We start from the raw sequence: 12436 nt of genomic DNA, 5'->3' as shown, positions 1-12436 counted from the left end.
CGCAGGATACATCGTATTTGGCAGATTCTGCCAGTATTTTTAGTTTTTCGAGAACACTTTCCTCCATAATAACGGTTTTCTATCTCCGGTTGATCTTTTACAAAGATAAATGCTTACTGTTATTTCGGTAGATAAAAAGGAAGAATTAACGTTAAAATAACCCACAGGGACGGGTACAAAGTGCTATTTAATTGTAAATTAAAAAATTCTGAGATTAGGAGATTGAGTGATTTTGTGATTGGAGATTTGTCTTGTCCTAAAAAAAGTTTACATTTTAATCTAAAATTTTTCTTTTATTTTTCATCGTCCTACAATGACTTTACACGTTATAATCTGTCGCTATCTAATTCTATAATAGTTTGTCACGTGTGACGTATCTGCCTATACATATCTCTTGAATATTTAGCTATATGATATATTCGTGAAAATAATTTTAAATAACAAAATGATACATAATCCCCGGATGTCTACTAAGGAAATCACAATCACGAAAAAACGAAGACTTTTCAATTGTTCCAAAATAACCGAATGGAGAACAATTCCTTTGTTAATATGCAAAATCTTTTTCGGTGTGACACAGGCTATTCTTCTTCATTCTTTTCATTAATTACCGATAGTGTTCCCAAAAGTGTTCAATCCAGACGATACTTTTCAAATCGTAACAGACTGATTCAATAAATGTTCCAATGTACTTTTGATAAAAATGTGTGAAGAATATTGAAAATACACCAATTTAGTTCTATCTTTATAGCAAGAAGTGATTTCGGAGGAGAATGTAAATATATAAAAATAATGAATATGAGAGCATGGCAAACCGTTGTGACTTACGAGAGTAAGCTGGTAAAGAGGAACTGGTTGTTCCGCCTTTTTATCGTGGGAGTATTGAGCTACATTTTGGCGTTTCTCGTCCCGTGGGACATTCAGCGGGAAATATGGTGGAATATAGCGTTTGCATCCTCTCTCCCGGCGAGAGGGGTCTATTTCCTGAACTTGTTCCAGTCTTTGGTCGTGGTGCTCTTAACTTGTGATATGCAGAGGAAGAGGAAGAAAGTAGAAAGCCGGGAGGTGCTTTCAGTGAAGCCGTTAAGCAATAGTCAATTTTTTTGGGGGGAATTAGCGGGAATGGCACTCCCCTTTTTGATTGCGGATGTCGTTTTCATGGCGTTTTGCCTATTCATTCATTTGATGATTCCAGATTCGCCAGTGAACCCGTGGGTGTACTTGTCCTTCTTGTTGAAAGACATGTTGCCGACATTCGTATTCGTGACGGGGCTGTCGTTGTTGGTGAATAGGATTCTGCGACATCCATTCTTGAGTTGGTTCGTGCTGACCGCATTCCTTTGCGTGTCGTATGCTTACCTGACGAAACCATTTCACGGGATATTGGATTTCCGGGGAAGCCTGTTACCGGAATCTTTTTCCTCGATCGTGGGGTTTATGCATTCCGACGTGTGCCTGTTGCAACGGGGAATGTTCTTGTTGCTGGGGCTGGGATTGTTGTGCGTGGCAGTTCCTTTCACGAGGCGGTTGTCCGAAATGCCGGGACAAAAAGTGTTTTACCACGCGGCAGGTTGTTTGTTGCTGATGTCAGCCGTGGGGACGGGATACGTTTATATCGATAAGTTCCAAACCCGCCGGGAGAACCGGGAAGCGTACCGGGAGGTTTTTTCTCGTTACGAGGCGTATCCCAAAATGCGAATCGCAACACATGATATCACGTATAAGCCGAAAGGAGAGACTTTTTCTGCCACGAGCCGGATGACGGTGGTGAACCGGAAAGCAGAGAGGATGGAGCAGTTGATCTTGTTCTTGAACCCCGGGTTGGAAATCAGCAAGCTGAAGTCGGGGGAAGAGAAAGTGCCCTTTCGGCGGTACCGACAGGTGGTGGTGGTCGAACGATCGCTGGCTCCCGGGGATAGTGTGGTGCTGGAGATAGACTACGGCGGATGTATCGACGAGGATATTTACCAGGTGGACATCGATGAAGAGGATTATTTTGCTCCCGAGCGGCCATTGACAAAGGTGGATCGGTACGGGAAACGTTCCGCGTTCGTGTCGGGGGATTACACGCTACTCATCCCGGAGGTGTTGTGGTACCCGGCGGCAGTGGCCCCGGTAGCGTTGCAGCCGTCACGAGAAATGAATTTCACGGATTACACGCTGCGCGTGAAGAATCCCGGCAGGCAGGTAGTCTTGTCGCAGGGCATCCCGGAGGAGGGGGAGGACGAGGTGACGTTCCGTAATTTGCAGTCGTTGACCGGTCTGTCGCTTTGCATGGGCGATTACGTGAAGCGGTCGGTGACGGCAGACTCCATCACGGTAGAGTTCTACACGTACCCGGGCAATGATTTTTATTTGAAGCCGTTTGACGGTTGGTTGGATGAAATCGCAAAATACCCGAACGCAAAGGAGTACCGGAAGGAGTTGGTGAACAAGTGCCGCAATCGCATAGAGGGAAGCATGCCTAACCCGTACCCGTTCAGGTTTCTTAAATTAGTGGAGGCTCCTTCTTCTTTTCTTAACCAGTATTCATTCCATAATAACATCCAGCCGGAAATGGCGTTTTTCGGGGAACGGATGTTGGAAGAATCTTATAAACCGGGAGCCCCTTCCGTTGACAGATTAAGAGATATGAATAAACAGGAATACCTGTTACTCAATGATTTTCCTTTTTTCCTTGACGATATACACGCAGATCGGCTTTTCTCTGATTTCCACTGGAGCGTTGCTTCCGACAGGTACGCGGGGATAGACATGTTGTTCGGTAAAATAGCAAACCCGTCGCTTGACAAGTTGATTTTGTTCCCGTCGATGCTGGATAGTATCACGAAAGGAGGATTGGAGGGACTAATCCGGAGAGGGTATTCGCGGGGATACGATAAATTGATTAGCATGAAAGTTTCGCAGTTGCTGGCTTATCTGACGACGATTACCGGCTGGGATTCGTTGCGGTCCTACACCCGGGAGTTCCACGAGAGTGCCCGTTTCCGGGAAGTAGATTTTGATTTGTTTATGGAGGGGTTCCGCGAGCGTTTCGGGCGGGACATCAGGCCATTCGTGGACGACTGGTACACGACGCGAGAGATACCGCGGCTGGTGATAAAGGACTTGACATACCGGCAAACGGGGGAGGTGCAGGCGGTTGATTTTAAAGTGGGTAATACCGGTGAGGTGGACGGGTGCGTTTCGGTAATTGAGGCTTTTTCTGATGATTACGGGAGGTGGGTTATTGTCGATTGGCGGAGCTTCCCGGTCAAGCCGGGAGAATACAAGCGAATCATCGCTCACGAGGTTGATGGATACTCTTTTTTCTTGTCCACCAATTTTTCGAGACGCATACCGGAACGTGTCGAGTTCCATGGCACCTCGTTATGGAAGGGAGACATTCCCGCTGAACGTATCATTCCGCTTGACAAGAACCAGTTTTATCCTCCCGGTGAAATTATTGTCGATAACGAGGACGAGGGTTTTCATTTGATCGATTCGTCGGGAAACAGGTTGAAACGATTGGCGGAACGGTTGGCAGAAGACAATATGAAGGAATATAATCATAGTATTAATTTTAAGAAGGACACGTGGGGAAGACCATCCATAGAAGTTGAATTTTACGGGGAAGAGGTCCATAGCGCCTTTACCAAAGTTGCCGGGAACGGAAGTTTTAAGGCTGAATGGATAGCGAATCTTCCGGAAGCGGGCAGGTACGAGATTTTTGTTTACCTGCCTGATGTTAGAAATGGAGATGCGCTTTATACCTATGAATCGAAATACCCGGGAATGAAGCATTATTATACCGTCGATACCCCGGGGGGAAGCAAAGAAGTCGCGCGGGAGGTGGCAAAGGGAGATGCCGATTGGGTGTCTCTGGGTACGTTTGTTTTACCGGCGGGGGAATCCCGCGTTGTTTTGGATGACCGGGGTGTTCCTCCAGTTGATGATGAAGAGTATGAAAGAGAAGGGTTTTCAAATGGTAATGGAAAGTATGCCCAGTTGGTCGTGGCGGATGCGGTAAAATGGGTAAAAGTAAAGTAGGTCGGAAAGAGTATTATAAAAAGCCAACTAATTCATTGTTGGCTTTTTATAAATGATACTTTTTTGAAATAGTATTACCTACTGGAGTAAGACCATTTCACTCGGTTTAGATGAATCACCTTCTCCTACATCGTTTATGGCACTAACACGAAATTCAACTTCTTCGCCTTCTTTAAGACCCTTAAGCTTTACTTTGCACACTTTTACATTAGAACCCACCACTTTCCATAATCCACCTTTATATCTATAACCAATGCGATAACCCGTTATAGCACAACCGCCGTCATCATCCGGTGCAGTATATTCAATTATACACCAAGTTGGTCCAATCTCTACAATTTTGGGTGGCTCAGGTCGTCCGGGAGGTCTACATACTGTTGCACTTATAAGTGTTACAATCATTAAGCACAAACAGATAAACATGGATGACTTAAAAAAGTTTCGATTAATTTTTTTCATAGCTTATTAATTTAATATGTTTACATTATGCAATATACAAAATTTATCGAAACTTTACAAACTTATAATTAAAAAAATATTACAATTAATATAAACTTATATCCATAAATATGGTTTATTTTACATTCTACTTCATTTTTTTTATTTTTCAGGTCACGTTTTTTGGGTTGTTACGGATTTCGAAAGTGCAAAACTGAAACAATGCCAGCACACTTTCCGATCTCCATTCCCTTCGAATACTTTCAGGAAACCCGAGATGGTTTCAGCAACTCTTTGCATTTGACCGACTGATATGCAGTAGAAGATTCAAACGTGTTGAGGCTGTAATCAACGTGAAACTCATCCTTGTCCGTGTACAGATCTATATTCTTACTGATACTGATGTCATATTCGTCATAGCCTTCAACTTCACATGTAAAAGGAGCTTTCTCTCTCTATGGAAGCACACGGGGCCGGGGGTAGTCATGTTCGGAAGAAAAAATATAGTACAGATTTGTCTTTTTGTATATCTTCTTTTTTTAGTAACCCACAGGGACGGGTACAATGTGCTATTTAATTGTAAATTTTAGATTGACAATTGTAGAGTAAAAAATTCTGAGATTAGGAGATTGAGTGATTTTGTGATTGGATAGTCATAAATTGTGACCATAAATCTAAAGGGAAGGGGAAAGGAAAAAAACGGAGAGGCATAAATAATGAACAGCGAACTGATAATTATAAATTGTGGATTAAAAGAATTCAACGATTTTGTGAATGGGATTGTAAAACACCTTGATAGCACTTAGGGACGGGGCAAAAGTGCTATCAAGGTGCGTTTGATTATTCGATTGCTATATCTGCAATCGTTAATCTACAATTGTCATTTCTTTTGGGGATATCCTACCGGGTTATTCATCAGAAGCAGTTGATGCTCCTTTAAGTTGAGGACTTTTTTCAATTTATCTTTGTCCATAGAGGCCCGGGGAACCGTAACCAAGTTGTTGGCTGCACAGAACAGATTGATATTTTGTGAAACGATTCCGGCATCCATAGCTGCCATTAACCGGACTTGTTCGTTATCGCCCATTCCGAAGCGGGAGATATCCGAAACCAAGATAAGGGAAACGGGAGCTGTCTGGACGAAATCCTGCTGGCCTCCGACTGCGGCCCGATGATCTCCTTCTGCTACGGGTTTTAAACTGTTTTTTTCCGCATCGTATAGATAAATTCCCTCGGGGAGGCAAACATAGATATCGACATCTTGTTTATTAAGAGCCGATGGGGCGGTACGTTTTTTTGAATCCGGTCTGTTGATGCCATTCGCGGCCCATAAAAGATCGCTTAAATCCTGAGTGCTTAACGACTTATTAGAAAATTCCCTGACAGATTCCCGATCGTTCAAAGCTTGCATTAGGCTTGCTCCCCTTGTTTTATTCGGAGCATTTAGTTTAATCTCTTTCATGTTTTGAGCATTTAGCGTGTTAGTCATGAATAAAATACCGATAAAAAAAAGATAATGTTTCATGTTTTAAGGTTTTTAGTTAGGTAAAATAAAGCCGGATGGCCACAATAATTAAAATAACAAGTAGGAAATATCGAATGTACTTCGCTCCCCATTTTATGCTGAAACGGACTCCGAGCCAAGCACCGAGCATATTTCCACAAGCAAGTATCAGTCCTGTTTTCAGATCGACTAATCCATAATAGAAAAAAATACCCAAGGCAATAATGGTATAAAATAGAACGATAAATAATTTGATCGCGTTGGCTTTTATTAGATCGTAACCGCATCCTAATACCAATCCTGCCAATAGAAAGAAGCCGATTCCAATCTGAATAAAACCTCCGTATATCCCGATGATAAAGAATACCAGATGGCGCAACCAAGGGTTTTTTACTTTTGCCCTTTCTGCGTTGGCTTTTACCCAGGAATTAGGATCCAACAATATCATAAAAAACATAATGACTAATAGTCCGGCAATTACTTTTCGAAAAATCTCTTCGTTAATATCCACGGCAATGAAGGCTCCGACAATACTACCTATGGCTACTGGCAATAAAAGCTTCGAATCGGTTTTAAAGTCGAGTATCTTTTTATGTTTAAAGCTACCTACGGATACGATGTTTTGTAATAGAATGGCGACCCGATTTGTTGCATTGGCTACGTTAGCCGGTAATCCAATGAAAATTAAGAATGGAACCACTAACATGGAGCCTCCTCCGGCGAAGGTATTGATAAACCCTGCGGCCGTCCCGAGTAGAATGGTAATCAAAGCTTCCGTCAAACTCATGGTCATGGTATTTATTATACAAAGTTAAAATTTTTCGGGGAAAAGAATCAATAATTCGAGGGTATTATCAAATAGGTTTTGAATTTGTAGGTGCGGTCTGACCGCAACAGTTTTTTGATATAGGCCTGTTTAAAGAAGGTTATAAATTTTATTGGAATGACATTAAAAGACCTGTTTGACAATTTCTTGAATATTTTCAGATTTTCCTATCGTGTAATAATGTACGGCCGGTGCCCCTTTGCGGATAAGCTCCCGGCTTTGAGCGATGCACCATTCGATGCCTACCCGGTTGACTTCTTTATTCGTGTGGCATTTCCGGATAGCGTGTTCCAGACCTTCCGGAATATCGAGGCTAAAGGTTCTGGGAAGGGTCTCCAGGTGTTTAAACGTGGAAATGGGTTTTAATCCCGGGATGATGGGAATAGTAATTCCGATAGTTCGGCATTTTTCAACAAAAGAAAAATATTTGTCGTTATCGAAAAACATTTGAGTTACAATATAATCGGCTCCTGCATCTACTTTCCGTTTGAGGTTTTCAATGTCGCAGGTCGGATTGGGGGCCTCGTAATGTTTTTCGGGATAACCTGCAACACCTATGCAGAAATTGGTCGGGACTGCATCGGTAAGCGTGTCGTCCAGGTATTTTCCTTGATTCATCCGTACTATTTGCTCCACGAGTTCGTAGCTGTATTTATGGCCTCCTTCTTCCGGAATAAAGTGTCGTTGTCCTGAAACAGGATCTCCTCGTAAGACCATTACGTTTTCTATGTCGAGGAAATGCAAATCTATCAAATCGTTTTCAATCGAGTGGCGGGTAGCTCCTCCACATACGATGTGAGGAACGACTTCTACAGGATAACGTTTCATAATGGCTGCGGCCAGGGCGACAGAGCCCGGGCGTTTGGTAACCGTAACCTTCACGATAGAGCCGTCGGGACGTTCGCGATACTCTTCTTCATCCCGGTGAAAAGTGATGTTGATAAAGGGAGGGGCGAACTTTATTAGGGGTTCTATGGCTTCATAAATTCGGTGTATATCTCCGCCTCTTAGAGGAGGAACCAGTTCGAAAGAGAATATCGGGCGGTCGGATTTTTGGAGTATATCGATAACTTTCATGATCGTATTATTTTTAGTTTATAATTCTTCCATGAAACTGTCCGGGAAAACATGAAGTAGTTGATCATTTATAATTTGCAGTCCTATATTGAAATTATATTCTTTCTCAACTCTACATGATACAGACAATCTCCGCAAGAGTAAAAATGCTATTCGTTTTTTCTTTGTGTCGTATTTATTTGTTCAACAAACGTTTTCCTTCTTTTAACGGAATACCTCTGCGTCGGCAGTAGTCTGTTAATTGATCTTCGCCGATCTTACCGATACTGAAATAGTGTGCTTTCGGGTGTGAAATCAGCATGCCGCATAGGCTTGTTGTCGGAACTATGGCGTAGGAAGAGGTTAAGTGAACTCCTATTTCTTCCGTGGCATTCAATAGTTCGAAAACTTCTTTTTTCAGGGAATGATCAGGACAGGCCGGATAGCCGAATGCGGGACGGATCACAGGCAGGCCTTCGCTTAGTTGTTCCTGCATCCATACGGCACAAGCTTCTGTAATTCGGGCACATAAACTTTCCCTTAGCAGATGCTTGAAATCGTGGCAATCGCAGGAAGGACGTCGGTCGGAAACTTTCAGACAAAAAAGTCCTATGCTGTTCTTTCCTTCCGCCTTTGGGCGGATAAAATCGGCCAACGAGATGTATTCGCTATTTTTTGCCTGCTGCCTCAGCATCGGAAGAGTGCGGATGTCGTTTAAAACGATATTATCGTTTTCCGAATAAGCATCATAGAAACGGACAATGATAGAAATGTCGAGTTCTTTTTGGGTAATGATTTCTCCCAGCATTTCCATGGCTGCCTGATGGATTTTTTCTGCTTCTTCATTGATAAAAACGATCTCCGGGTAACGGCCTTTGAATCCCCAGAAATGAAAGAACGGAGTCCAATCGATTCGATCTACAAAGTTTTCAACACTCATGTGTTTTCCCAAGAGATTATGTTCCCCGAATTCTGCCGGCGGATAGGAATCCGGAGCAAAGTGAGGGGCTTTTTTCCTGGCCTCCGCTAAGGATAGGAGTTGAGAGGATTTTGAATAATAGTGTTGTCGAATTTCTTCCTGTTTTTCCTTGATTTTTGCGATAGTTCCTTTTGGGTCTTTCAATAATTGTTTTAAAAGAGTCGTTGTCCGAGAGGCATCCCCACCTTCGACAACGCAATAATCATAAAGAGGTGCCAGTTTGACGGCGGTATGCACGGAGGAGGTCGTGGCTCCACCGACAATTAGCGGTATTTGTAAATGTTCGGTTTGTAGCAGGTTACACAATTGTTCCATCTCTCCGAGAGAAGGAGTAATCAATCCGCTGACTCCTATAAAATCGGCTTTTTCCCGTTTGGCTGCTTCTACGATTGTATGGTGATCGATCATCACGCCCAGGTCAATAACCTCTATGTTATTACAGGAGAGTACGATATTAACGATGTTTTTTCCGATATCGTGTACGTCCCCTTTTACCGTCGCCAGTATGATTTTCGGCCTTTTTGCCGTTTTCAGGTTTTTATTGGCATTGTAACGTTCGATTTCCGGTTGTAAAATAGAAACGGCTTCTCTCATCACTTTGGCTGATTTTACAACTTGGGGTAAAAACATTTTGCCTTCACCGAATAATTGGCCTACCCGTTCCATACCTTTCATCAAAGGTTGTTCGATGATCTCTATAGGAGTGGGGTAGTGAAGAAGGGCTTCCTTCAGGTCTGTCGAAAGATATTCGGTAATTCCTTTGCCGAGTGCATGAATAAGACGCTCTTCCGGGGAAGCGGAACGCCACTCCTCCGTTTTATTTTGTTGGCTCGGTGTCGAAGTCGTTTTGTATTTTTCAGCGATTGCAATCAAATTTTCAGTTGCTTCCGGTAAACGATTCAATACGACATCCTCGACGGCCTTCAATAATTTCGGCTCAATTTCATCGTATATCTGTAATAGGGACGGATTAACAATGGCCATATCCAGTCCGGATCGGATAGCATGATAGAGGAATACGGAATGCATGGCTTCCCGTATCGGATTATTTCCCCGGAAGGAGAAGGACAGATTGGAGATACCTCCGGAAGTGTGACATCCTTTCAGGTTTTGTTTTATCCAACGTACTGCCTTTATGAAATCTACGGCATAATGATTGTGTTCTTCAATGCCGGTTCCGATGGCGAGAACATTGACATCGAAGATAATATCTTCCGGTGGGATCCGGGTTTGCCGGGTCAACAGATCATATGCCCGTCGGGCAATATCTATTTTGCGTTCGAATGTAGCAGCCTGTCCTTCCTCGTCAAAGGCCATGATCACAATAGCGCCTCCTAAACGATGAATCTCCCGTGCTTTTTCTAAAAAAGCTTGTTCTCCCTCTTTTAGGCTGATCGAATTGATAATGCATTTTCCTGGACTGTTTTTCAGACCGGAAAGAATGGTATCCCAGTCGGAAGAATCAATCATAAATGCGGCTTTGGCGATATCCGGTTCGTTATTGATGATCCGGATAAAATGTTCCATCTCTTTCGGACCGTTAAGTAAGGCGTCGTCCATGTTGATGTCTATGACGGATGCTCCTTCGGAGATTTGTTTGCGTGCAATGGAGGCAGCTTCCCGATAGTTCTTTTCCCGAATGAGTCGTGCGAATTTGGCAGAACCTGCAACGTTAGTGCGTTCACCTATGTTCGTGAAATTATTTTGAAGAGGATCGATGGTGATCGTATCCAATCCGCTTACGGTAAGTAAGGGGTGTTTGCGGGGACATGGCCTGGGAGGTTGATTCCGTAGAATACTGGAAATTTTTTTTATATGCCTGGGAGTTGTTCCGCAACAGCCTCCGGCAATATTAACCAAATCCTCGTCTGCCATTTGTTTCAATTGTTCGGCCATATATTCCGGAGATTCGTCATATTCACCCATTTCATTCGGTAATCCCGCGTTCGGGTATACGCTTAAAAAACAGGGAATTCTGGAAGATATTTCTTTCAGGAACAAGCGGAGGTCGGCGGCACCGAAAGAGCAATTCAATCCGAAAGAGAGTATAGGATAATGGGATACAGCCGTATAGAGAGCTTCGATGGTTTGTCCTGTCAGCGTGCGTCCGCTCCGGTCGTTGACGGTCGCCGAAAGCATCACCGGAATTCGACTTCCTTTTTCTTCCTGTACTTTTGAAATAGCATAGAGAGCCGCTTTGGCATTTAATCCGTCATATACGGTTTCTACCAATAGTAGATGAACACCTCCGTCTATTAATCCTCGTACTTGTGTTTCGTAGGCGGCGGCTAACATATCGAAATCTATCGGTCGAAAGTCCGGCCGGTCATTATCCGGGGAGAGGGTTAAAGATTTGGAGGTAGGGCCTATGCTTCCGGCGATGTAGATATTCTTTTCGGGGTGAGCTTGTATTGTTTTTACGGCGATACGAGCCCCTTCCAGATTCAGCTGATAAACTTCATCGGCACAGCCGTAATCCTTTTGTGAAATGGCATTCGAATTGAATGTATTCGTTTCGATGATATCGGCCCCGGCTTCGATATAACTTTCATGTATTTCCCGGATGATATCGGGGCGGGTAAGATTTAGGATATCGTTATTTCCTTTTAAGGGGAGCGGATGGTTCATAAATAGTTCTCCCCGAAAATCCTTCTCGGTCAGGTCATATTGTTGAAGAGTCGTTCCGACGGCCCCGTCCAGTATCAGTATTCTTTTATGTAGTTCTGTCTTTATGTCCATAGTATATGTTAATTGCATAAAACAGAGAGTCTCGTTGATCGGTCAACGTAATTACGACCACCCGTGTTTCAACCGCTCCCGTTTTCAAAGTTACATATTATGTTTTATTTCCAAATTTTAAAATCAAATTCTCCTAAAATTCCGATTTTATCCTCTTTAATGCAGATTGCGGCTAAAATTTCCGGAATCATTCCGATCTTTTCCAGACAAGGGTCTATGTCTTCTGCCTCTTGTATTTGATTGGCAAAGGCTGTTGCATAAGTATCGGCCAAAGCACAATCTTTACATACAATCATAACCGCATCTGCTTTGCCGAAGCTTAAAGAAGGACCTACCGTACCGGAGGAGGTACAAATTCCCAAGGGAGAGCGATGGGCACGAATCGTGAAACCCACTTTTTCGGACAAGGGAGAAGTACCCGCGAAAACAGAGAGATCTATATCTTTACAGATATCCGCGTATATGTCTCCTCCGTTTTCAACGACAATTTCCCGGATAAGGAATTTACTCTTCAATTCTTCCGCTATATGTTTTGCAACGGCCCCGGCGACGGCACTCATGGGCCCGATACCCGAACGGAAGGATACATCGGACATTCGTTGAAAGATGAGCGGAGCTTTCTCTTGAGGCGGGTAAGGGGTTAAAGCCTTATGGTATTCCGGATCTTTTTGTAGGTAACGATCCATCTCTTCCCGTAAGTTTTTTGTCCGGGAGAAAGCGTAAGTTTGCATCTCTTTCCGGTAAGAGGTTTTATCCACACCGATCCAAAGATCCGTTTCTTTGTAGGTAACCGTGAAAGATTGCCAACGATCGGAACAGAGGTGTTCCCTGTAAGTACGATTCGTGTATTCCCCGTTATTCATAA

At 43.3% G+C, this 12436-nt stretch carries 7 protein-coding genes; 1 reads left to right on the top strand and 6 read right to left on the bottom strand.

Annotated features, from left to right (window positions below; genetic code table 11):
- The first annotated feature begins 792 nt into the window (after positions 1-792).
- Positions 793-4029 (top strand): hypothetical protein, encoded by a 3237-nt coding sequence (locus QZR76_RS09910; protein WP_294142660.1) that lies wholly within the window; start codon positions 793-795, stop codon positions 4027-4029.
- A gap of 78 nt (positions 4030-4107) precedes the next feature.
- Here the strand turns inward: QZR76_RS09910 and QZR76_RS09905 are convergent, their stop codons facing one another.
- From QZR76_RS09905 to QZR76_RS09880, 6 genes are all read right to left on the bottom strand, one after another.
- Positions 4108-4488, bottom strand: coding sequence for a fibronectin type III domain-containing protein (locus tag QZR76_RS09905; RefSeq protein WP_294142659.1), 381 nt, complete (start codon positions 4486-4488; stop codon positions 4108-4110).
- 859 nt (positions 4489-5347) lie between these two features.
- Positions 5348-5929: a SagB/ThcOx family dehydrogenase gene (locus QZR76_RS09900; protein ID WP_294142663.1), complete on the bottom strand. Its 582-nt coding sequence runs from the start codon at positions 5927-5929 to the stop codon at positions 5348-5350.
- 79 nt (positions 5930-6008) lie between these two features.
- Positions 6009-6758 (bottom strand): sulfite exporter TauE/SafE family protein, encoded by a 750-nt coding sequence (locus QZR76_RS09895; protein WP_294142658.1) that lies wholly within the window; start codon positions 6756-6758, stop codon positions 6009-6011.
- A gap of 162 nt (positions 6759-6920) precedes the next feature.
- Positions 6921-7874, bottom strand: coding sequence for a methylenetetrahydrofolate reductase (locus QZR76_RS09890; RefSeq protein ID WP_294142657.1), 954 nt, complete (start codon positions 7872-7874; stop codon positions 6921-6923).
- A 175-nt stretch (positions 7875-8049) separates the two neighbouring features.
- A complete protein-coding gene (gene metH, locus QZR76_RS09885) occupies positions 8050-11571 on the bottom strand; it encodes a methionine synthase (RefSeq protein ID WP_294142656.1) in 3522 nt (1173 codons plus the stop codon).
- Between the two features lie 104 nt (positions 11572-11675).
- Entirely contained in the window at positions 11676-12434 is a 759-nt protein-coding gene (locus QZR76_RS09880) for a UPF0280 family protein (RefSeq protein WP_294142655.1), read from the bottom strand.
- Between the last annotated feature and the right edge of the window lie 2 nt (positions 12435-12436).

The organism is uncultured Sanguibacteroides sp. (assembly GCF_900543425.1).
Classification (GTDB): Bacteria; Bacteroidota; Bacteroidia; order Bacteroidales; family Marinifilaceae; genus Gabonibacter.
This window is presented reverse-complemented; position numbering and strand designations above follow the sequence as displayed.

Coding starts and splice junctions, on each gene's coding strand:
- QZR76_RS09910 (WP_294142660.1), top strand. CDS start 793: ATGAATATGAGAGCATGGCAAACCGTTGTGACTTACGAGAGTAAGCTG.
- QZR76_RS09905 (WP_294142659.1), bottom strand. CDS start 4,488: ATGAAAAAAATTAATCGAAACTTTTTTAAGTCATCCATGTTTATCTGT.
- QZR76_RS09900 (WP_294142663.1), bottom strand. CDS start 5,929: ATGAAAGAGATTAAACTAAATGCTCCGAATAAAACAAGGGGAGCAAGC.
- QZR76_RS09895 (WP_294142658.1), bottom strand. CDS start 6,758: ATGAGTTTGACGGAAGCTTTGATTACCATTCTACTCGGGACGGCCGCA.
- QZR76_RS09890 (WP_294142657.1), bottom strand. CDS start 7,874: ATGAAAGTTATCGATATACTCCAAAAATCCGACCGCCCGATATTCTCT.
- metH (WP_294142656.1), bottom strand. CDS start 11,571: ATGGACATAAAGACAGAACTACATAAAAGAATACTGATACTGGACGGG.
- QZR76_RS09880 (WP_294142655.1), bottom strand. CDS start 12,434: ATGAATAACGGGGAATACACGAATCGTACTTACAGGGAACACCTCTGT.